16 protein-coding genes and 1 riboswitch are annotated in these 22,092 nt (G+C 46.9%); of the genes, 8 read left to right on the top strand and 8 right to left on the bottom strand.

The annotated features are described in order from the left end of the window. Positions 1–47: 47 nt before the first annotated feature. From KUA48_RS05485 to KUA48_RS05470, 4 genes are all read left to right on the top strand, one after another. Positions 48–686, top strand: a complete 639-nt coding sequence (locus KUA48_RS05485; RefSeq protein ID WP_218432415.1) for an HAD family hydrolase — start codon at positions 48–50, stop codon at positions 684–686. An 85-nt stretch (positions 687–771) separates the two neighbouring features. After that, positions 772–992, top strand: a riboswitch (cobalamin riboswitch). 74 nt (positions 993–1,066) lie between these two features. Further along, positions 1,067–3,058 (top strand): TonB-dependent receptor, encoded by a 1,992-nt coding sequence (locus KUA48_RS05480; RefSeq protein WP_218432413.1) that lies wholly within the window; start codon positions 1,067–1,069, stop codon positions 3,056–3,058. Positions 3,059–3,063: 5 nt separating this feature from the next. Then, entirely contained in the window at positions 3,064–5,124 is a 2,061-nt protein-coding gene (locus KUA48_RS05475) for a YncE family protein (protein ID WP_218432411.1), read from the top strand. Positions 5,125–5,162: 38 nt separating this feature from the next. Beyond that, positions 5,163–5,948, top strand: coding sequence for a DUF4465 domain-containing protein (locus KUA48_RS05470; RefSeq protein ID WP_218432409.1), 786 nt, complete (start codon positions 5,163–5,165; stop codon positions 5,946–5,948). A 641-nt stretch (positions 5,949–6,589) separates the two neighbouring features. Here the strand turns inward: KUA48_RS05470 and ettA are convergent. After that, on the bottom strand, positions 6,590–8,287 hold the full coding sequence (gene ettA, locus KUA48_RS05465; RefSeq protein WP_218432407.1) for an energy-dependent translational throttle protein EttA: 1,698 nt from the start codon (positions 8,285–8,287) through the stop codon (positions 6,590–6,592). Positions 8,288–8,469: 182 nt separating this feature from the next. Here ettA and KUA48_RS05460 point away from each other — a divergent pair, with 182 nt between their 5' ends. Next, positions 8,470–9,123, top strand: a complete 654-nt coding sequence (locus KUA48_RS05460; protein ID WP_022120191.1) for an MgtC/SapB family protein — start codon at positions 8,470–8,472, stop codon at positions 9,121–9,123. A gap of 58 nt (positions 9,124–9,181) precedes the next feature. Here KUA48_RS05460 and KUA48_RS05455 read toward each other — a convergent pair whose 3' ends face one another. After that, positions 9,182–9,907 carry a bifunctional 2-polyprenyl-6-hydroxyphenol methylase/3-demethylubiquinol 3-O-methyltransferase UbiG gene (locus KUA48_RS05455; RefSeq protein ID WP_218432406.1) on the bottom strand — a complete coding sequence of 242 codons (726 nt, stop codon included), beginning with the start codon at positions 9,905–9,907 and terminating at the stop codon, positions 9,182–9,184. A 37-nt stretch (positions 9,908–9,944) separates the two neighbouring features. Further along, the gene (locus KUA48_RS05450) at positions 9,945–10,634 is read right to left on the bottom strand and encodes a DUF4476 domain-containing protein (protein WP_218432405.1); all 690 of its coding nucleotides are present in this window, start codon (positions 10,632–10,634) and stop codon (positions 9,945–9,947) included. A 36-nt stretch (positions 10,635–10,670) separates the two neighbouring features. Here KUA48_RS05450 and KUA48_RS05445 point away from each other — a divergent pair, with 36 nt between their 5' ends. Beyond that, positions 10,671–10,838 (top strand): hypothetical protein, encoded by a 168-nt coding sequence (locus KUA48_RS05445; RefSeq protein WP_153073310.1) that lies wholly within the window; start codon positions 10,671–10,673, stop codon positions 10,836–10,838. A gap of 376 nt (positions 10,839–11,214) precedes the next feature. Here the strand turns inward: KUA48_RS05445 and KUA48_RS05440 are convergent, their stop codons facing one another. From KUA48_RS05440 to KUA48_RS05420, 5 genes are all read right to left on the bottom strand, one after another. Further along, complete coding sequence (locus tag KUA48_RS05440; protein ID WP_153080266.1) at positions 11,215–12,918, bottom strand: acyl-CoA dehydrogenase family protein; 1,704 nt, start codon at positions 12,916–12,918, stop codon at positions 11,215–11,217. Positions 12,919–12,953: 35 nt separating this feature from the next. Then, on the bottom strand, positions 12,954–13,976 hold the full coding sequence (locus tag KUA48_RS05435; protein WP_006847062.1) for an electron transfer flavoprotein subunit alpha/FixB family protein: 1,023 nt from the start codon (positions 13,974–13,976) through the stop codon (positions 12,954–12,956). A 13-nt stretch (positions 13,977–13,989) separates the two neighbouring features. Continuing rightward, entirely contained in the window at positions 13,990–14,859 is an 870-nt protein-coding gene (locus KUA48_RS05430; RefSeq protein ID WP_006847063.1) for an electron transfer flavoprotein subunit beta/FixA family protein, read from the bottom strand. Between the two features lie 271 nt (positions 14,860–15,130). Then, positions 15,131–15,733: a riboflavin synthase gene (locus KUA48_RS05425; RefSeq protein ID WP_218432404.1), complete on the bottom strand. Its 603-nt coding sequence runs from the start codon at positions 15,731–15,733 to the stop codon at positions 15,131–15,133. 116 nt (positions 15,734–15,849) lie between these two features. Beyond that, positions 15,850–18,384 (bottom strand): glycosyl hydrolase 115 family protein, encoded by a 2,535-nt coding sequence (locus tag KUA48_RS05420; RefSeq protein WP_218432403.1) that lies wholly within the window; start codon positions 18,382–18,384, stop codon positions 15,850–15,852. Positions 18,385–18,593: 209 nt separating this feature from the next. On the opposite strand from KUA48_RS05420, the gene dnaG reads away from it, so the two are divergent. Both dnaG and cls read left to right on the top strand, forming a co-directional pair. Beyond that, entirely contained in the window at positions 18,594–20,555 is a 1,962-nt protein-coding gene (dnaG, locus tag KUA48_RS05415) for a DNA primase (RefSeq protein WP_153073318.1), read from the top strand. Positions 20,556–20,624: 69 nt separating this feature from the next. Continuing rightward, entirely contained in the window at positions 20,625–22,049 is a 1,425-nt protein-coding gene (gene cls / locus KUA48_RS05410; RefSeq protein WP_153095115.1) for a cardiolipin synthase, read from the top strand. Positions 22,050–22,092 lie beyond the last annotated feature (43 nt).

Raw genomic sequence — 22,092 nt, 5'->3', positions numbered from 1 at the left:
AGTTATTATCTGTACCTTTGTGACCGTTTTCAAATAAGGTAAGAATAATGAAGTATATAATTTTTGATTTTGATGGAACCATCGGCGATTCGCAGAGTCTCATAGTGAAGACTCTGCAGGATACGATGCGTGCAAGAAAGCTGGAAGTGAAATCGGAGGAGGCTTGTGCCAAGACCATCGGTCTTCGATTGGATGAGGCCTTCGTTTCGCTCTTCGGAATGAGTGCTGAGGAGGGAATGGAATGCGCAGCAACCTATCGCGAAATCTTCCTGGAGAACAAGATGACGATGATCGTGCAGCCCTTTCCTCACGTAATAGAAACCCTGAGAGAGTTGCATCGCTGTGGGTTTGTATTGGGTATGGCCAGCAGTCGAAACCATTGCTCGCTGGATGGATACGTACATCAGATGCAGCTGGAGGATATATTCTCTTCCATTGTTGCAGGCGATGATGTGGAGCATGCGAAGCCGGCACCCGATATGGTCTTCAAGGCATTGAAGGAGATGAAGGGAACGGCAGATGAAACCCTCGTGGTGGGCGATATGAACTTCGATGTAGATATGGCGCATCATGCCGGCTGCAAGGCCTGTGCCGTGACTTATGGCAACGGAAACCGCCAGCAGCTCGCCTCTGCCGAATGGATCATCGATGATTTCGCAGAACTCCTGGAAATCGTAAAAGAATAAACTGAACTCTGAATAAAAAGATAATTTTATCCTTGCTGGAATAAAAAAGCGGATAAAGTTATCTTTTTATTCATTTTTTTATAGTAACTTTGCACCCGCAATTGGTTTGCTGCCACCTTCTGCCGCCTCAGGCAGGATGAGTGCGTAGTGATTAAAAGGGAATCGGGTGAGAAGCCCGGACAGTCCCGCTGCTGTAAGCGTCTTATTGCGGCAAGCACCATGGTCACTGACAATTTTTCGGGAAGACCGCTTGCCATGAGTTTGAGGACGCAAGTCAGAAGACCTGCCGTTGCCATCTCTACCATCAGAAAGTGATGGAGGATGAAATCATTGAGCCTCGTGGGTTAGGCTTTTGAATGAAGATAAAAACATAATAGTAGATGAAAAGATTGTTTGCAATAGCCATGCTGGGTGTTGTTGCAGGGTCTGCCTTTGCCAATGGCGAAACGCAGGACTCTGTACGAGTGCATCACATCCAAGAGGTTGTGGTTACCTCACGATTGATATCCAGGGAAACTATTCCATCACAGACATTGGGAGGTGAGGAACTCAAAAAGTTGAATTCCTTGTCGGTAGCCGATGCCTTGCGTTATTTCTCGGGCCTGCAGCTCAAGGATTATGGAGGCGTGGGTGGCATCAAGACAGTCAACATTCGCAGTATGGGTACCAATCACTTGGGTATCTTCTATGACGGCATCGAACTGGGCAATGCACAGAACGGGCAGATAGACTTGGGGCAGTTCTCGCTCGACAATGTGGAGGAGATTTCGCTCTACAACGGTCAGCGTAGTGCCATCTTCCAACCAGCGAGCGACTTTGGTAATGCTGGCTCCGTCTATATCCGTACCAAGGCTCCCCGCTTCATGATGGGCAGGCGATACAACTTGTTGGTGAGGGCTAAGTATGGGTCGAGCGATACCTTCCGGTTTTCATCGCTTTGGGAGCAGAAACTCTCCGATCATATATCTTCCTCGTTAAGTACAGGTGTGCTGACATCGAGCGGTCGCTATAAGTTTCGTTATAGGCGAGTGACCGAAGATAATACGGTGGCTTATGATACCACCGCCGTGCGCCACAATGGTGACATCTGGGCTTTCCGTGTTGAGGAAAATGTGAGGGGAGGCATTGCCGATGGATATTGGAACGTGAAGGCATATACCTACCATTCGGAAAGGGGAATACCTGGTGCCATCGTCAATAATGTGTGGCGACGAGGCGAACGCCAGTGGGACCACAATACCTTCGGACAGGCTGTATTCCAAAAGTCATTTGGTGACAAATTCTCTACCAAGGCATTGGCTAAGTATGCCTATTATGTGACGCGCTATGTCAATAATGATGAGACGCAGATACATGTAGACAATACCTATCGTCAGCAGGAGATGTATTTCTCCACTTCGAATGTCTATGAGATATTGTCAAAGTGGAGTGTCTCAATGAGCTATGACTTCAAGTGGAACAAGTTGAATGCCAATATGGTGGACTTTGCTTTCCCTCATCGTTACTCCAACTTCGTGTCGTTAGCCACGGCATTGACGTTATCACGCATCCAGGCACAAGCCTCGTTGGTGGAGCAGGTGGTCAAGGACCATGTGAAGTATGGGGCGTCTTCGTCATCTCGCAGCACACTGACGCCAGCATTCTTTGTAAATGTCTATCCGTTCGAATCCAAGTTGCTGGCAGTGAGGGCCTTCGCTAAGAAAAGCTTCCGCATGCCGACCTTCAACGACCTCTACTATGCAGATATGGGTAACAGTAAGTTGAATCCAGAGTCGGCATTGCAATATGACCTGGGATTTGTGCTGAACAAGGATTGGAAGCAAGGCATCGTCGACCATTTCCGCTTACAGGTGGATGGCTATTACAATACGGTGTACGACAAAATTGTAGCTTATCCCAAGGGACAGCAATTCCGTTGGACGATGCTCAACTTGGGCAAGGTACACATCAAGGGCGTCGATGCCATGGCAGAAGTGGGACTGGAGCCAGCCAAGGATTGGAAAGTTACGGCCCGCTTGCAGTACACTTATCAGGATGCTCGCGACGTGACCGATCCCAATACCTCTTATTATAAGGACCAGATACCTTATATCCCATGGCACAGTGGGTCAGCAATCTTGGGTCTGTCATGGCGAGAGTTGGACTTGGCGTATAGCTTCATCTATTCCGGTGAACGTTATTCGCAGCAAGAGAACATCCTCTACAACCATCTCCAGCCCTGGTATACGCACGACATGAGCGTGGTTTATCATGCCAGGAGATGGTCGGCAAGACTGGATGTCAACAACATCTTCAGTCAGGATTATGACGTGATACTTAACTATCCGATGCCGAAGCGCAATTATATGCTGACATTGGAATATAACTTTTGAAAAAAATGAAGGATAAGATATATCATCAACCCAATCTGGCGAAGTCTTGGTTCTTAGCCTTGCTTTGTTTTCTGGCTCTATGTATGCAGTCGTGTCGGGATAGCGACACCGTCATCTCATCTGAGCCTGAGGATACAGGCAGTAAGGCAGAGAAGGGCGATGTCATGGGACTCTACTTGCTCAACCAGGGCAATATGGGCAGCAACAAGGCTACCCTCGACTATCTGGATTTGTCGGGTGATAATAGTGAAAACGTCATTTATCATCGCAACATCTACTCTGAACGCAATCCTAACGAGATTAAGGAACTGGGTGATGTTGGCAATGATATCAAGATATATGGCTCCAAACTGTGGATGGTCATCAACTGCTCCAACAAGGTGGAGGTGGCAGATGCCTATACTTGCAAAAAAGTAGCGAAGATAGACATCCCCAACTGTCGATACCTTGCCTTTGATGGGGGATTTGCCTATGTGAGTGCCTATGTGGCTCCTGTGAATATGCGCCAGGATGCCGAAGTGGGAGCTGTTTATAAGGTGGACACGCTGACCATGAAGGTAGTGGACAAGGTGACGGTGGGCTATCAGCCCGATGAATTGGCTGTTGTGCATGGCAAACTGTATGTTGCCAACAGTGGCGGTTATCGCAATCCCAACTACGATCGTACGGTGAGCGTCATCGACCTCACGACCTTTAAGGAGGAGCGGAAGATTGATGTGGCAATCAACTTGCATCGCTGTCGTGCCGATAAGTATGGACAGCTATGGGTGAGTTCCCGAGGCGACTACAAGGAGGTGCCTTCACGATTGTATTGGCTCAAGCCTAATGCTGCAGGGCAGATGGAAAAGGGAGGTGAACTGGAAGTGCCGGTCTCCAACATGTGTATCGTGGGCGATTCACTATATTATATAGGTGTGCAGTGGAATGAGACTTCAAAGAAAAATTCGATAGAGTATGGTATCGTGAATGTCAGCCAACACAAGGTAATTGCTCATTCCTTGTCTAGTGCTCCGGAGATACAATCCATCGAGATGCCATACGGCATCATCGTCAATCCTCAGAAGAAAGATTTCTACCTGATGGATGCTAAAAATTACGTATCAAGTGGCGAATTGCTTCATTTCAAGGCAGACGGCACCTTCGACTGGCGAGTATGGACAGGTGATATTCCGGCTGAGGCTTCGTTTGTTTATCGCAAACCTCAGTTGTCATCGTCGGATCCGAGCCAACCAGCCGAGGAGTATAGCAAGTATATCTTGGCGGTGGACGAGTATATGCCCGCACCGGGACAGTTCATCAACACCCTGCCTCAGTATGAGGAGGGTGACGATGCTAAGACGATGGCAAGGAAATGTACCGAAGCCATCGGCGGTGACAAGGGTGGTTTGGTGAGCCTGGGTGCCTATGGTGGTTACATCACCTTTCATTTCGATCATTCTATAGCGAATGTGAAAGGTGAGAAAGACCTTTACATCAAGGGCAATGCTTTCAAGGACAATAGTGAGCCTGGCATCGTGATGGTGTCGCAGGATGTGAATGGCAATGGTTTGCCCGACGATCCTTGGTATGAACTTTCGGGTAGTGCTGATGTTGACAGTGTGGGCAAGGTGGTACATGGCTATGAGATAACCTATACCAAGGATGCCATGCAAGATATTCCGTGGACAGACAATCAGGGCAAGAGTGGAGTTGTTAATCGCAACACTTTTCATGCCCAGGAATATTTCCCTTTGTGGCTGTCAAGTCCATTGCGTTTCGAGGGTACCCTTTTGCCACGTAATGGTCATGATACCAGCGGCACTGGAACCCATTGGATTTGTGATGCCTTCCGATATGGATATGTTGACAATGTGAGCAATAGCGACATCGATGGCTGTAGCTTCGATATTTCATGGGCAGTTGATAAGAATCGCAAGTCAGTGGCACTCGACCACATCGACTTCGTGAGAGTGTATAGTGCACAGAATCAAATGTGTGGTTGGCTTGGTGAGACTTCCACAGAAGTGAGTGGGGCTGAGGACCTGCATCTACAGAAGTCAATCAGTGCCAAGAGTAGAAAGAGATAATAAATAATAAGATAATTTTAGTAATAAACAAAAGAACAATGATGAAAAAGTATTTTTATTTGTTGGCACTTGTGTGTGCCACTAGTTTCTTCACAGCATGTAGTGACGACGACGATGACAACACTCCTAAGTATGAGACCATCACTTTCGAGGGTAGTAACTGGAATGCATTGATTGATAATGCTCAGTATGGTGGAAAGAAGCTCTATGGAGAGAGTGGTAGCGGCTTTACAGAGGATAATGGTGTGTATGAGTGGACTGATGCTACAACTTCTTTGCATTCAAAGATAAATGGTGCAGATTATGGTCATGGCATGTCTTGGGCTTATTGGAATGGCGGTGCTGCTGTTTCTAACTATCACAGTACCATTGCGGAAGGTACATCTAATACACAGCTTTCTATTCCTGCAGATCTTGCAGCTCACTCTGGCAGCAACTTCTTGATGATTTATGGTTCTCCTGTTCTTGACTTTAAGGATGGTAAGGCTCACACCATGAAAGGCCTTTGGATTACCAATGGTACTTACTTCCTCAATGTGATGGCTAATGGCGATGGCTTCTGTGCAAAGGCTAAAAGTTCTACCCAAATCTCTGTTGTGTTCGAAGGTTTCAAGGCTGATGGTACTACATCTACAGGTACAGTTAAGTACACAGTTCAGAATGGTACAAACTCTTTGAAGAGCTGGCAGTATGTTGATCTCTCTTCTCTTGGCGAGATTAGCAGCTTGAAGGTAAACTATGAGGCTTCAGAAGATATGAAGGGGAAGTATGGTTATAATGCGCCTGCTTATATAGCTGTAGATGACGTAGAAATCTATAAGTAAATCTGATACAGCGATAGTTTCTTATGAAAACGGCTGCATAGAAACAAAAAAGAGGGTGCGTCATATTTTTATGGCGCACCCTTTTGGGTTAGCTGCAACAGGTAGAATATTGAAAAAGATTAGTTTTCCCTATCTGCTGTATTATATGTTTTTTTTGTTTTTGCGTCAAAGAATTGCCATATTGCCATATTGATAGGTTATCTCTTTGATTACGAATGTGTTATGTGTATGGCAATTCTCTGTTCTTCGGTTTTATCTGCCATATATTGCCATAAAAACCAGCGAAATATAGGTGTTTTAGAGGGATTTTGGGGTGAAAACTAAGAAAGCATTGAGCAAAAATCCTTTTTTTCGGTTCAATGCTTGGCTTTTTCATTTGTTTTTTTGCAATTTAACTGACGACATAGAAGAAATTACGTCCCGACGTAGCATCTGATACGTCCCGACGTAATAATCGTTATGTCCCGACGTACAGCCAGATACGTCGCGACGCAGTTTTCTGAACGTCCTGGTTGCATCTGGTAAAGCTTTTGAAAACGGCTGCATAGAAACAAAAAAGGTGTGTCTTAAGGCAAAGACACACCTTTTCTTTTGTTTTTTATTGTTTCAGAACCGAGTTCTTCTTTATCTTTTTCGAATCTTTATTCCTCCATCAACTTGCGGTAGCGACCCTTCTTGATTTCTGTATCGCCCAGGCGGCGCGCCTTGTTGATTTCATATTCAGAATAGCTGCCCTCGAAGAAGAAGACCTCACCATTGCCCTCGAAGGCAAGAATGTGGGTACAGATTCGGTCGAGGAACCAGCGGTCGTGGCTGATTACCACCGCACAACCGGCAAATGCCTCTAAACCTTCCTCCAAGGCACGGAGGGTGTTCACGTCGATGTCGTTGGTAGGCTCATCGAGGAGCAAAACATTGCCTTCCTGCTTCAATGCCAATGCCAACTGCAGACGGTTACGCTCACCACCCGAGAGAACGCTGCAGAGCTTGCTCTGGTCGGTGCCCGAGAAGTTGAAGCGGCTGATGTAAGCACGTGCATTCACATCTCTGCCACCCAGACGCAAGGTTTCGTTGCCCTGAGAAATCACCTCGTAAACAGTCTTCTGAGGGTCGATGTCCTTGTGCTGCTGGTCAACATAAGCCAGCTTCACGGTCTCACCCACCTCGAATGTGCCGCCATCTGCCTGATCCAAGCCCATAATGAGGCGGAAGAGGGTAGTCTTGCCGGCTCCGTTAGGACCGATTACACCTACGATGCCGTTAGGAGGAAGAATGAAGTTGAGGTCGTTGAAGAGAACCTTTTCGCCGAACGCCTTCTTTACATGCTGCGCCTCGATAACCTTGTTACCCAGACGAGGACCGTTAGGGATGAAGATCTCCAGCTTCTCCTCGCGCTCCTTCTGCTCCTGGTTGAGCATCTGCTCGTAAGAGTTCAGACGAGCCTTACCCTTAGCCTGACGGGCCTTAGGTGCCATGCGAACCCATTCCAACTCGCGCTCCAATGTCTTGCGGCGCTTAGAGGCAGTCTTCTCCTCCTGAATCATTCGCTTGGTCTTCTGGTCGAGCCATGAAGAATAGTTGCCCTTCCATGGAATACCTTCGCCACGATCCAACTCCAGAATCCACTCGCTCACGTCGTCGAGGAAGTAGCGGTCGTGGGTTACGGCGATTACCGTACCCTCATACTGCTGCAGGTGCTGCTCCAGCCAGTCGATGCTCTCAGCATCCAGGTGGTTGGTAGGCTCATCAAGCAGGAGTACATCCGGCTTCTGCAGGAGCAGGCGGCAGAGGGCCACACGGCGGCGCTCACCACCCGAGAGATTGGTAACAGGCCAATCGCCAGGAGGACAGTGTAGGGCAGCCATCGCACGCTCCAGCTTGGAGTCGATGTTCCAGGCATCGGTTGCATCAATGATATCCTGCACCTCAGCCTGACGCTGCATCAGCTTGTCCATCTTATCAGGGTCTCCGTAATATTCTTCGAGACCGAACTTATTGTTGATGTCCTCGTATTCTGCGAGTGCATCATAGATTTTCTGCACACCCTCCATCACGTTTTCCTTCACGGTCTTGTTCTCGTCGAGCGGAGGATCCTGAGGCAAGTAGCCCACAGAGTAGCCTGGGCTCCAAACCACCTCACCCTGGGTAGGTTGCTCAAGTCCTGCGATGATTTTCATCAACGTAGATTTACCGGCACCGTTCAAACCGATGATACCGATTTTTGCTCCGTAGAAGAACGATAGGTAGATGTTCTTCAGAATCTGTTTCTGGTTTTGTGGGATAATCTTAGATACGCCCACCATTGAGAAGATGATCTTCTTGTCGTCAACTGTTGCCATGTATATAAATAAATGTGTATTTGTGAATAAATTGCCGAAATAGGCACTAACAGTTGCAAAGATACATTATTTTTTTGAAATTCTCGCCTTTCTTTCAAAGAAAAGTTGTATATTTGCATTGATAACATCAAATAGAGGCATTTTGTGATGCTTCTTTCATCTTTTAAAAAGAAAGGATATTTATGGATGCAACCTATATAGACCTGACTGTTCGCCTGTCTCTGGCTCTCATTTTGGGAGGAGCGATAGGTATCGAAAGAGAATACCGTGCCAAGGAGGCGGGGTTCCGCACTCACTTCCTGGTAGCCCTGGGTAGTGCACTTTTCTGTGTTGTTTCCCAGTATGGATTTGGCTTTGATCTGAAGGATTCCTCGCGCGTTGCTGCCCAAGTGGTTTCGGGTATCGGATTCCTGGGTGCCGGTACCATCATCTTCCAGAAGAATGTGGTCAGGGGCTTGACTACTGCTGCAGGCTTGTGGGTGACGGCAGCCATCGGTCTGGCGTGCGGTACGGGAATGTATGTGGCTGCAGCTATTACTACGATGATGGTGTTGATGGGACTGGAGGTGCTGAATTATCTGATACCGCAGTTGGGAACCTCTACCATCGAACTGAATTTCTCTGCTCCATCAAGGGACAGCGTGAAGGAATTCATCAGTAAAATCAAACAGAAAGGCATGGAAGTTCATTCTTACGAACTGAAAGAACGGAGATTTTCTAAGGAAGAATTTGTGGAGGCGAGCATTGAAATAAAAGCCAAACGGGGGTTCCATACGCTGGAGATTCTGGATTATATGAATGATTTCTCAGACGTCACGATTTCGACGATTAAATAGAAAGAAAAGATAAAAAGGAGTTAAGACCATCATCTTAACTCCTTTTATCTTTATATGCTTAGAAAATCCTAGCCAGATAGTCGTAATGTTCGCCTTCTGCCACGAGTTCGCCATGCAGACCGCAGGTTTCGGCGATGGATTTGAGCAATGGGAAATCTACGTAGAGCCAGTCGAAACAGTCTCCCTTAATGTCTTTGTAAATCATCTGATAATCCACTTCACCATAGTAGGCACCATTCAGATTGATGTCGAAACTTCCGTCTTCATTCTCGTAGATATATTTGAGGTCGGAGGAATCAATAAGAATCTGTCCGCCCTTGTTGAGCAAAGCCTTGAGACGGTTGAAGAGGGTAGGGAGATGTTCTATCTTTCCGGCGATACCCGTTCCGTTCATCAGGAGGAGGATGGTATCGAACCCTGTTTCCAGATGTTCATCGAAAAGATTGATGCATTCCGCATCCTTTACTCCTCTCAGTTCCATCGCTTCGCAGCTCAGAGGAGAAATATCAATGGCTTTTACCTCCAAGCCTTTCTCCTGCAAGGCGAGCGTATGGCAGCCGCTGCCGGCTCCGATATCCAGTACACGCCCTTTTGTGAGTTGCAAGGCCTTCTGCTCCAGCATCGGCATCTCTTCAACTTTTCTGAAGAGATGTTTCACCGGCATTTCGTCCTCTTCGAACATAGAGGAGATCACACGTAATCTTCCTGCTCTTCCCGATTTCTGATAATCAAGGATAGCGGCACCCATCGGGTCTTTGTCTTTTGATAATATCTTTGTATTCATTTATTTTGCAATTTTTGACTGCAAAATTAATGCTTTTTCATTGAATATGCAAGTTTTGAGGAGATATTCTGCTGCTTCTTAATATTTCTCCTACCTTTTGCTTTTCGCTTTCAAAACTGAATTGCTGATAGATGATAGTGGCATTCTGCAAATCTATGATATGAGGAGCCATCAGTCTGAGGGCTTTCATCTTGCTGTCACCAAAAGTGAATATATTCATCATGCTGACGGCTTGGGCACAAGAATAGTAACAGCCGAGGCTAGCCACTTCTATCAGGTCGAACTTGTTGTCATCAAAGCTTGCCTTCTTCACCTTATTATATAGTTTGGAGAAGGAAGCATCATCGAGACAATAGCCGTAATCCATTCTGCCATCTGGATCACATCTTCCATCGTAGAGGGGTGGAGTTGGGTGTGACTGCTGTACATTCGATGTCTGGCTGTTGGGTTCTATGATTCTTGTATCGTACTGCACAACCTTTCCGTTTCTGTCGAAGAAGACCGTGATATACTTGGAATCTCCAAACAGATTATTATATTTGGCATATTCCCATTTGTCCCCATACATGTCGAAACTGGTGAGCTTAGGCTCTCCCAAGATGGCAATCACTTCTTGTTTGGTCATTCCGCGCTCTACGTTTCTTTTTCCTTTAGCCGAAGCCGAGAGGCATACGGCAAACATCAATATGGTTGTGGCGATGAGCGCCATCCAATCATTCCTTTTCATAAGCTAAACTGTTTTTATAAGTTATTATATTGTTTTATGGTTGCAAAAGTACAGCTTTCTTTTGAAATAAAAAGAGAAGGATTCCCTAAAGTAGAAGGGAAAATCCCTATTTCCGATTTTGGTTATTTGTTTCACTTTTCGGGAATGGCTGTGATTATAAAAAGAGATTATTGTTTACTGCTAAAGCCTAATATGACTGAATAAACGCACCGAGACGACTGGGTAAGTAACGAAAGGCGTTTAATCAGATTCAATGAACTAATATATTAAGTATACGAAGCCTGTTTCTAGAAGATTCCGACTGCAGTCAGCAGCTCTGCTGAGCCTAGTCAGCAGGTCTGCTGACTGCAGTCGGAAGGTCTGCTGAGCCTAGTGGCAACCCTCTTTAGTTGTACGACTATACACCAACTTTTAGGTCGAACCATGAAGCGAATAAGTTTACGGTAAGACATCCGCAGCAAAAATTTGTGGCAGACCCAACAATGACTCGAAGTAATACAAAGAAGAAAAAATAAAATGAAAAAGTCCGTAGGAAAGCAAATTCCCACGGACTTTTTATATAATATTTGTAATGATAATCTTATGCCTTGAAGCTCTCCAAGTCTTCTGCCTTGAAGTTCTGGATGTATGCTGAATGACCGAGAACTTCCTCCTCTGCCATGCGAACATAAACATTGGCACTCTTCTGGAACATCTCTGGTGCCTTGGTAGCATCGTCGAGGATGAGAAGAGACATTACGATGTCGCCAGTCATGTTGTAGAGACGGCGAGCCAGGAAGTCGTGAACTGCCTGATCGTTTGCTTCCTTCACCTTGTTGATGGCTGCCTCGTAAAGTTCTACGAGTTTAGCTACACGCTCCTTCAATGACTTCAAGTCATCTGATACCTCATTCTCCAACATCTCCTTGATGATGCTGAGATAAGTGCCGTTGGTGATGTAGCGGATAGCTGCTACTACCTGAAGCTGGGTGGTTCCCTCGTAGATAGAGAAGATGCGGGCATCACGGAACAGGCGCTGGCACTTGTACTCCATGATGAAACCAGAACCACCGTGAATGCTGATGGCATCGTATGCATTCTGGTTGGCATACTCTGAGTTCATACCCTTAGCCAATGGAGTAAATGCATCAGCCAAGCGGGTGTATTTCTTCATTTCCTGACGCTCCTCTGGAGTGAGCTTAGTGTCGCGGGCGATGTCTTCCAAAGCCTTGTAGATATCTACGTAGCGAGCGCAGCAGTAGAGGAGTGAACGGCCTGCATCCAACTTAGCCTTCATTCTTGAAAGCATGTCGTATATAGCTGGGAAGTTGATGATCTTCTCTCCAAACTGAGCACGCTCCTTGGCATAAGCCAGGCCCTCGTTGTAAGCCTCCTGCTCAACACCTACACTCTGAGCTGCGATACCCAGACGGGCACCGTTCATCAAAGCCATTACGTACTTAATCAATCCGAGACGGGTGTTACCGCAAAGCTCAGCCTTGGCATTCTTGTAAACCAACTCGCAGGTAGGAGAACCGTGAATACCCAACTTGTGCTCGATGTGACGAACGGTTACGCCGCCATCACGCTTGTCGTAGATGAACATAGAAAGACCACGACCATCCTTGGTGCCTTCTTCAGAACGAGCCAGAACCAGGTGGATGTCTGAGTCACCATTGGTGATGAAACGCTTCACACCGTTCAGACGCCATGTGCCGTCCTCATCCTGTGTAGCCTTCAGCATTACGCGCTGCAAGTCAGAACCTGCATCAGGCTCAGTCAAGTCCATACTCATGGTCTCGCCAGCGCAGATGCGAGGGATGTACTTCTGGCGCTGCTCCTCAGAACCGAACTCATAGAGTGTATCGATACAGCTCTGGAGAGACCAGATGTTCTGGAAACCGGCATCGGCAGCAGCAATGATTTCAGAAGCCATAGAGAAGATGGCGTTAGGCAGGTTCAAGCCGCCGTAACGGCGAGGCATAGACAAGCCCCAGAGGCCAGCCTTGCGGGTAGCATCGAGGTTCTCGAATGTCTTGCTGGCATAGATCATGCGGCCATTCTCCAAGTGTGGACCTTCGAGGTCAACATCCTCAGAGTTTGGTTCGATGATGTTAGCAGCTACATCGCCGGTAATATCCAGCAATCGCTTGTAGTTCTCGATGGCATCCTCATAGTTGACAGGAGCATCTTCAAACTGGTCTTTTTCTACATAATTTCTTTCCTTCAAGTCCACAACACGCTTCATAAGCGGATGATTCAAGTGGAACTCTATCTCAGGATGGTCTGTATAATAATTAGCCATTTTGCTTTTCTTATTTAAATAATGTGTAATGCAGATTACTTAGAATTCTGCTTGTAGTACTTGATGAGCTTAGGAACCACATCCTCAACATTGCCGTTGATAACGTAATCGGCAATCTTGTTGATTGGAGCATCAGGATCGTTGTTTACAGAGATGATGATGCCTGAATCCTGCATACCTGCGATGTGCTGAATCTGACCAGAGATTCCGCAAGCGATATATACCTTAGGATGAACGGTAACACCAGTCTGACCAATCTGACGGTCGTGATCTACCCAACCTGCATCTACTGCAGCACGGGAAGCACCTACCTCACCATGGAGGAGATGAGCCAATTCGAAGAGCTGGTCGAAGCCTTCCTTGCTTCCTACGCCATAACCGCCGGCTACGACGATGGCAGAACCCTTCAGGTTGTGCTTGGCAGCCTCTACGTGGTGGTCGAGTACCTTTACTACGAAGTCCTCAGCAGGAACATACTTGCTTACCTCAGGGTAAACTACTTCCTTCTTGCACTCACCCTCGTAGATGCTCTTCTGCATCACGCCAGAGCGGACTGTAGCCATCTGTGGACGGTGGTCTGGGTTTACGATAGTAGCCACGATGTTACCACCGAAGGCAGGACGAATCTGATAGAGCAGACCCTCATAGTGCTTGCCGCTCTTCTTATCGTCGTAATCACCGATTTCAAGTTCTGTACAGTCGGCGGTAAGACCGCTGGTCAATGAAGAAGAAACACGAGGACCGAGGTCGCGACCGATAACGGTAGCACCCATCAATGCTATCTGAGGCTTCTCCTCCTTGAAGAGGTTGACGAGAATGTCTGTATGAGGAGCTGAAGTATATGGGAACAATCCCTCAGCATCGAAAACAAATAATTTATCTACACCATAAGGGAGAATCTGATCCTCTACCTGACCCTTGATGCCGGTACCAGCCACGATGGCATGGAGCTCCACGCCCTGCTGGTTAGCGAGCTTACGACCCTTGGTGAGCAATTCCTGAGATACCTCGGCAACGGTTGTGCCTTCTACCTCGCAATATACAAATACGTTGTTCATTGTTTTTTCAAAATTATCCGATAATACTTTCGTTCAACAATTCCTTCATCAGTCCGTCGATGTCTTCATCGCTGCTGGTCAAGGTCTTGCTTTCCTTAGCCTGGAACACGATGTTCTTCACGGCCTTCACCTTGGTAGGTGAACCGCTCAAACCGCACTGTGCAGGGTCGCCGTCAACATCGGCAACACTCCACTGGTTCAGAGTGAGGTAAGGGCGCTCTTCATAGAGGTTGGCCCAAGGCTCATCACCCTTGCGCTCCATAGGGCAGGTAGCGTATTTATATTTCATTACGAGCTTCACGTTGCATGGGCGACATGGAGCAGCACTTCCGTTTACGGTGATAACCAATGGCAATGGAGCCTCAACAGTCTCCACACCACCATCAATGAGGCGGCGTATAGTAGCCTTGCCATCCTCTACCTTGAGGATTTCCTCTGCGTAGGTTACCTGGTTCAATCCCAACTTCTGAGCCACCTGCGGTCCTACCTGAGCTGTATCACCATCGATAGCCTGGCGACCACCGATTACGATGTCAACGTCACCAATCTTCTGGATACCAGTAGCAAGGGCATAGGAAGTAGCCAATGTGTCAGCACCGGCAAAGAGACGGTCGGTAAGCAACCAACCCGTATCAGCACCACGATAAAGACCCTGGCGGATGATTTCGCCAGCACGTGGAGGACCCATAGTCAAAATACCAACTGTAGAACCTGGATTCTGCTCTTTCAATCGGAGAGCCTGCTCCAATGCGTTCAAATCTTCAGGATTGAAGATTGCAGGAAGGGCAGCGCGATTTACTGTGCCTTCGGCGGTCATCGCATCCTTACCCACATTTCTTGTGTCAGGTACTTGCTTGGCAAGTACTACGATTTTTAAACTCATATTTTTAAAAATGGTTATTGTTATAATTTCCTAAGTTTGTTAGTGCTCAGTACTCAAGTTGTACGTCGTCTAGTGCGATTGTCAGACTTGCTATCGTCTAATAAGTTACTGTCCAATGTTCAATTTGGGACAAAACACAGGGGCAAAAGTAACACTTTTTTATGGCTTACGCAAATATTTTATTAAAAAAATGCCCATTTAGTCTTGCTTTGTGCGCAAAACGCAAGAAATGTGCATGTTTTTTAGAACGTCCGTACTTAACTTTTCCGGCTTATTCAAAGCTCTTGAGTCGAGCGATATATTTGCCCAAAATGTCGAATTCTATATTTACTGCCGTTCCCACTTCGATGTCGCAGAAGTTGGTATTCTCTCTGGTATAAGGAATGATAGCAACGGTAAATGTGTTGTCTGTAGGATCACAGACGGTGAGCGAAACGCCGTTAACGGTAACGCTGCCCTTGTCCACCGTGAAATAGCCTTTTCTTGCCATTTCCTTATTGAGCTCATATTCGAAAGTAAAATAAGTAGAGCCATCAGCGTCTTTCATAGCGATACATTTGGCAGTCTCGTCCACATGTCCCTGTACGATATGACCATCCAGACGGCCGTTCATCACCATAGAACGCTCTACGTTCACCTTGTCGCCTACCTTGAGCAGTCCCAGGTTGCTGCGGTCCAGGGTTTCCTTCATGGCGGTAACGATATACGTGCCATCTTTTATTTCCACTACGGTGAGGCACACACCATTATGAGCCACGCTCTGATCGATGCCGAGTTCATCAACGAAAGAGCACTTCAACGTAAAGTCGATGTTCTCCTTATCATGTCTGATAGCTACGACGGTAGCCATTTCTTCTACGATTCCACTAAACATAATTTCAGTATTAATTTAACATATACTGCAAAGGTACGAGAAAAAATGAAATCTCCCAACTTTTCTATCTGAAATGTTGGGAGATTTATATTATATTAATGCTTTTATCCGGCAGATTATATCACCTTGACTCTCTGTTTACCTTCTCTTCCATCTATCACAATCTTCTCGAAAATAATGGCAGGATCGTTTGGTGTGAGAGTAAGGGTATGGATGCCATCGCCTGTAACGGGCAGTTCTATTTCTATCACCTTGTCGATGATGCGGGAGGCTACCGTAGGATAGTAGATGTTGTAGATATTCTCCGGCTTCTCGTTCAGATTATGATTTAAGTTGACGACGACCGGCTCGGCTCCATCTACGCTTACGCCATAAGTCATGCCGCCCTTGTTCTGATAATCAAGGGTAGATTTGGTGATAATATGTATGCGTACCTTCTTGCTGTCAGTAGCAGATGATGCGCCTTGGCGTGCCAGAGCGTTCATCTTGAACCTGTAGGTGAGGCTGGCTCCTTTTACGCTTTTGGTGTATGGCATCAGGGTGACACCGGCTACACTTTTGCCCATGAATGGAATCTCTGTCCATTTTGCCTCGGCAGCATCCGTCTTGCTGCTATAGTAAGGAGCTTCGATTTCTACCACGCCGTTGTTTTCGCTGATAATCACTCCATCCTTGGAGGTTACCCGGAAGAGTTCCGGACAGGTATCTTTCTCGAAATCATCATTCCAACTCTTGTAGCCGATATGCTTCTGGGTCATCATGCCGTTCCACTTGCCGCCAGCCATCTTATGATTGTAATAGTCGCAGATCAGGGAATCGCGCTTGAAGAGGCGCTCGCATTCATCAGCCCATACATTCGCCTTCGGATTGCCCTGCTTGTAGAGGGCGTGGTTCTGTGTCTGGGCAAAGTACATCTGGTGCAGATTGCTCATCATCTCGATAGGGAAGAGGATGATCTGGCGATAGGCATCGTGATAGGATGCCGGCAGACAGTTGTACTGGCGCAGCGCATCGGCTTCGAGCTGGAGATACTGATTTACCACCTCCTGCCATTCTCCGTTTTCCAGACTGTAGGTGTTCTTGTCGAGCATCTCAGGGGTGCAGCGGCCGTTGTACTTGCAGGTGAGGTTCAGAATGCGGGCAGCTTCATCAGCTTGCGATTCACCAAACTGCTGTGCGCACCAGTCGCGGGTATGACGGGTGATGTTGTTTACATCGTATTTATGTGGATTCCAAGCCATGTCCATAAACTGGCTGATAGGATATTCCATCGGCTTGAGGTCGCCAACATTGAGAATCCAGAGACGGTCAATGCCATTCTCGTAAGCAAGCGTCAACTGCTCCCAAGGATTCTGCACAGGAGTTACATTGAGCATCTTTGAGTTTCTTGGAGCACCTACGTAATCTACGTGATAGTATAAGCCCCAACCGCCTTTGTGTTTGCGTTCCTTGGCATTCGGCACACGGCGCACGTTACCCCAGTTGTCATCGCAGAGCAGGAGGGTTACGTCATCAGGCACCTTCATGCCCTTGTCGTAGTAATCCAATACCTCTTTATATAGTGCCCAAACCTGTGGGGTTTCGCTAGCCTTTCTGCCGGTTACGTCAGCGATAATCTTACGCTGGTCGTTGATGATGTTGGTCATCAGCTTCGTATCTGCCTCTTCGCTCATCGCTTCATCGCCGTCGCCGCGCATTCCGATGGTTACAATCTGTTCAGTTCCCTTCATTCGCTCAATGCCTTCACGGAAGAACTTCTGCAGGTTTGCCTTGTTCTTCTGATAGTTCCATGGTCCCCATCCCTTTCGGTTGCGGGCGTATTCCTGGTGGTTGCGGGCCATCGGCTCATGATGGGAAGTACTCATCACTACGCCCATCTCATCTGCCGTCTTCTCGTTTTCAGGGTCATCGGCATAGAAAGCCCAGCCCCACATGGCAGGCCACATCATGTTACCTCTTAGTCGCAATACCAGTTCGAAAACGCGCTGATAGAAACGGTGGTCGCCATATTCGGTGCCGTAGGTGTTCTTTACCCATGACGTTAGGCAAGGCGCCTCATCGTTGAGGAAGATGCCGCGATAACGTACGGCTGGTTCGCCATCTGTATAGATTCCTTTGTTTACGAAAATGGAATCGTGGTGCTCTACAGGTACGTCTGCCCAGTCATACCAAGGCGATACGCCCATCTGCTGCGAGAGTTCGTAGATGCCGTAGATGGTGCCTCGTCGGTCGCTGCCAGCAATGACGAGTTGACCATCTATGAGCGTGATAATAAACTTTTCACGTTTGCCCTTCAGTAGATTTCCGTTGATGCGCTTCTGTTTCACCAGTTGGTCGATGGCTGCAGAATGGCCGATGGTGCCTACGAGGATAGCTGGTCGGACTGTGTCGCTTTTTTTCAGAAAACCGGCATTCGAGGTGAGGGTGGCTGTGGCTCCACTCACACTTTTTATATCTTTCAGCAGGGCATGAGCAGCATAGCTCACTCCTTTGCAGTCGTTGGTATCCATGTAGATTTCTACCCGGTTATTGGCATTCAGCAGCAAGTCTCCTTGCTTGAAATTCACAAATCTGTCGGCTGCGCTCATGCTGATTGTTGAGAGCAGGGCAGCGCCAGCCAGGAATGTTTGCTTGATGTTGTTTAGTTTCATGTTTATTTATCTTGTTGTTATTTTATCCGATTGTCAGCAATGTGTTTTTGCCGGTTGCAAAGGTAGCCAAAACTATCCGGATATACTTTATTTTATGTAATCTTTAGTTTTTAATATGTTTCATTTTTACTTTTCTGTCCGTTTCTCTTTGTGTTTTCAAAGAAAAATAGTAATTTTGCATAGTAAAAACAGAAAAAAGAATATATATAATGATAGACAGACCGACGATAGCAAAAATTATGGATGCTACCAAGATAGAAGAGGTGGTATCTGAATTTGTTACGCTCAAGAAGCGTGGCATCAATTATGTCGGCTTGTGTCCTTTTCATAACGATTCCAATCCATCTTTCTCTGTATCTCCAACAAGAGGTATCTGTCATTGCTTTACCTGCGGAAAGGGAGGCAATGCAATCAACTTTCTGATGGAACTGGAACAGATGACCTATCCCGATGCTCTTCGCTGGCTCGCCAAGAAATATAAAATAGAAATTCAGGAGCGTGAACTGACCAACGAAGAAAAACAGCGCGAGAGCGAAAGAGAATCCATGTTTATCGTCAACGATTGGGCGGCGAAATATTTCCAGGATATTCTCTTGCATGATGTGGATGGTATCGCTATCGGTATGGCTTATTTCCGAGGAAGAGGTTTCAGGGATGATATCATCAGAAAATTCCAGTTGGGTTTTGCGCTCCCTAAGCGTACTGCTCTTGCTGAGGCGGCTAAGGCGGCTGGTTATAATCCGAAATATCTGGTTGATACGGGACTCTGCTTCAAGGTGGATAAGGACGAAGCCGGCAATAAGTCGGGTGAGGATAAAGTTCTTGACCGTTTCTCGGGCAGAGCCATCTTCCCCTGGTTCAGCGTGAGCGGCAAGGTAGTGGCTTTTGGCGGACGAGTGCTCGACAGCAGAACCAAGGGCATCAGCCAGAAATATGTCAACTCGCCTGATAGCGTTATCTATCATAAGGAGCGCGAACTCTATGGACTCTATCAGGCCAAGAAGGCGATAGCCAAGGAGGATTGTGTCTTTATGGTGGAAGGATATACCGATGTTATCTCGATGCATCAGTGTGGCATCGAAAATGTTGTGGCCAACTCGGGTACGGCGCTGAGCGTGCATCAGATTAGATTGCTGCACCGCTTTACCAGTAACATCGTTCTTCTCTATGATGGCGATAATGCGGGTATTCATGCTGCGCTGAGAGGTACCGATATGCTGCTCGAAGAAGAGATGAACGTAAAGGTTCTCTTCCTCCCTGACGGCAATGACCCAGATAGTTTCGCCCGCAGTCATTCGGCAGAGGATTTCAGAAGATATATTCAGGAGAATCAGACCGACTTCATACAGTTTAAGACCGATATTCTGCTACGCGGCGTGACAGACCCTGTAAAGCGAAGCCAGGCTATCAATTCGATTGTAGAGAGCATCTCGAAAATCAAGAATCAGATAACGCGCGCTTCTTATATCACTGACTGTTCTCACCGTTTGGGCGTGAACGAGGCAATTATCGTGAATGCCTTGAACAATTTTGTGCGCAACGGTATGAGTGAGCAGGTAAAGGCAGAGCGACGTGCAGCGGGATTGAAAGATTCGCCTGTAGCGGCAGCGCAGCAGGTGCAATCAGCTATGAGAGCGGTTACCCCACTGGATAAACTTCTGGAAGTAGAAGGACTTCTGGTACAGTTGATTATTCATCATGGCGACCAGCTCATCACAGTACAGGATGTAGACGGAAATGATGTGGAGGTAGCTGTGGCCCAGTATATCAGTCTTGATTTGGGTGGAGATGGCTTTAAGTTTCATAATGATTTATATAATCAGATTATGCAGGAGGCTGTGGAACATCTCGAAAAAGAAGATGATTTTGTCGCCGAAACTTATTTTGCCAATCATCCGAATCCGGAAATCAGCAGGTTGGCAGGTTTGCCTACAGGTGACCAGGAGGTATCTACGGCTAGTCTGCAGATGAAGATGAGCGCCGATAAGCTCCGTCAGTTTGTCTTTAAAGACATCTTGAGTTTCCGCACTCATTATATTGCTCAGCGTATTATTGAGGTACAGCAGGAGTTTGCCAGGAATCCGACCAATCGTGAACTGCTGCAGGAGTTTATGAAACTCAAGCAGATGAACACGCTTCTGGCGAGTCAGGCAAACAATATCTTCAATTAACCGGAACTCCTGTTCTGTGGGGAGGAACTCTGTAATGAAGTATTAGAGATTTAAAAGGAGAAATGCTATATGATTTATTTTCACTGGATATATCTGTTGCTTTATGTCGTGATAACCGTTCCGGCTATCATCACCGTCTTGATGGACAATCGTCAGCCCGCCAAGACGATGGCATGGATATTGGTCTTCTTCTTCATCCCCTTTGTGGGTATTATCTTCTATTTTTTCTTCGGACAGAATACCCGCAAGGAACGGCTTATCAGCGACCGCAGTATGGACCAGCTCACCAAGCGCTCCATGCTCGAGTTCGTTGAGCAGGAGAATCTTCACCTGCCAGACAGTAATAAACCGCTGATGAATCTCTTTGCCAACCAGAGTTGGGCGCTGCCTTTTAAAGATAATCAGGTGGATATTTATACTGATGGCTATGATTTCTTCCTCACCTTATTATATAATATAGGACAGGCAAAGCATCATATTCATCTCGATACCTATATCTTCGAAGCCGATGCCTTGGGATATCTGATAGCTGATGCCTTGATTGATAAGGCGGAGCAGGGAGTGGAGGTGCGACTGATTTATGATGATGTAGGCTGCTGGAAGGTGCAGGATGAATTCTTTGAACGTATGCGTGATGCAGGTATTGATGTACATTCGTTCATGCCAGTCCGCTTTCCGGCTTTTACGAGTAAGGTAAACTATCGTAACCACCGCAAACTCTGTGTCATAGATGGTAAAGTGGGCTTTATCGGCGGCATGAATATAGCTCTGCGCTATGTGAAGGGTGATAAGAAACAGGCCTGGCGCGATACGCATCTCCGTATTGAGGGCGGTGGAGTTTACGCCATTCAGAGAGCCTTTCTGGTAGACTGGTATTTCGTAGACCGTACGTTGGTTACCAATCGCCAGTATTATCCACCGGTCAGTGTGCATATCCACAACAATTGTCTCGTACAGATAGTTACGAGCAGTCCTATCAGTCCTTGGCCTGATATCATGCAGGGCTATGTCCGTATCCTGCTTCAGGCCCGGAAGTATGTGTATATGGAAACGCCTTATTTCCTGCCAACCGAACCTGTATTGTTTGCCATGAGAACAGCAGCTCTGGCGGGTGTGGATATCCGTCTGATGTTGCCTCGTCATGCTGATGCCAAACTGGTAGAGTGGGCATCACGTTCGTATGTGATGGAAGCGATAGAGGCTGGCGTAAAGGTTTATCTCTATACGGCAGGCTTTAATCATAGTAAATTGCTGGTGAGCGATGATGATCTCTGTACGATAGGCAGTACGAATATTGACTTCCGAAGTTTTGAGAATAATTTCGAAGCGAATGCGTTCTTCTTTGATGAGGGGATGGCACAGCGCGTGAAGGCTGTCTATCTGCGGGATGAGGCGAAGAGCATCCTGGTAGATGATGTATCTTATTTCGTAAAACGTCCGTTCCTGCAGCGCCTTTTCGAGAGTACGGTAAGATTGCTCTCGCCGCTGCTGTAACGAATAAATCCCCGTTTGCATCTTGTCTGGTGCAAACGGGGAT

It is taken from the genome of Segatella copri (assembly GCF_019249795.2).
Lineage (GTDB): Bacteria > Bacteroidota > Bacteroidia > Bacteroidales > Bacteroidaceae > Prevotella > Prevotella copri_B.
This window is presented reverse-complemented; position numbering and strand designations above follow the sequence as displayed.

Coding starts and splice junctions, on each gene's coding strand:
- dnaG (WP_153073318.1), top strand. CDS start 18,594: ATGATAGACAGACCGACGATAGCAAAAATTATGGATGCTACCAAGATA.
- ettA (WP_218432407.1), bottom strand. CDS start 8,287: ATGGCAACAGTTGACGACAAGAAGATCATCTTCTCAATGGTGGGCGTA.
- KUA48_RS05480 (WP_218432413.1), top strand. CDS start 1,067: ATGAAAAGATTGTTTGCAATAGCCATGCTGGGTGTTGTTGCAGGGTCT.
- KUA48_RS05420 (WP_218432403.1), bottom strand. CDS start 18,384: ATGAAACTAAACAACATCAAGCAAACATTCCTGGCTGGCGCTGCCCTG.
- cls (WP_153095115.1), top strand. CDS start 20,625: ATGATTTATTTTCACTGGATATATCTGTTGCTTTATGTCGTGATAACC.
- KUA48_RS05425 (WP_218432404.1), bottom strand. CDS start 15,733: ATGTTTAGTGGAATCGTAGAAGAAATGGCTACCGTCGTAGCTATCAGA.
- KUA48_RS05475 (WP_218432411.1), top strand. CDS start 3,064: ATGAAGGATAAGATATATCATCAACCCAATCTGGCGAAGTCTTGGTTC.
- KUA48_RS05445 (WP_153073310.1), top strand. CDS start 10,671: ATGGTTGCAAAAGTACAGCTTTCTTTTGAAATAAAAAGAGAAGGATTC.
- KUA48_RS05460 (WP_022120191.1), top strand. CDS start 8,470: ATGGATGCAACCTATATAGACCTGACTGTTCGCCTGTCTCTGGCTCTC.
- KUA48_RS05440 (WP_153080266.1), bottom strand. CDS start 12,918: ATGGCTAATTATTATACAGACCATCCTGAGATAGAGTTCCACTTGAAT.
- KUA48_RS05435 (WP_006847062.1), bottom strand. CDS start 13,976: ATGAACAACGTATTTGTATATTGCGAGGTAGAAGGCACAACCGTTGCC.
- KUA48_RS05455 (WP_218432406.1), bottom strand. CDS start 9,907: ATGAATACAAAGATATTATCAAAAGACAAAGACCCGATGGGTGCCGCT.
- KUA48_RS05450 (WP_218432405.1), bottom strand. CDS start 10,634: ATGAAAAGGAATGATTGGATGGCGCTCATCGCCACAACCATATTGATG.
- KUA48_RS05470 (WP_218432409.1), top strand. CDS start 5,163: ATGATGAAAAAGTATTTTTATTTGTTGGCACTTGTGTGTGCCACTAGT.
- KUA48_RS05430 (WP_006847063.1), bottom strand. CDS start 14,859: ATGAGTTTAAAAATCGTAGTACTTGCCAAGCAAGTACCTGACACAAGA.
- KUA48_RS05485 (WP_218432415.1), top strand. CDS start 48: ATGAAGTATATAATTTTTGATTTTGATGGAACCATCGGCGATTCGCAG.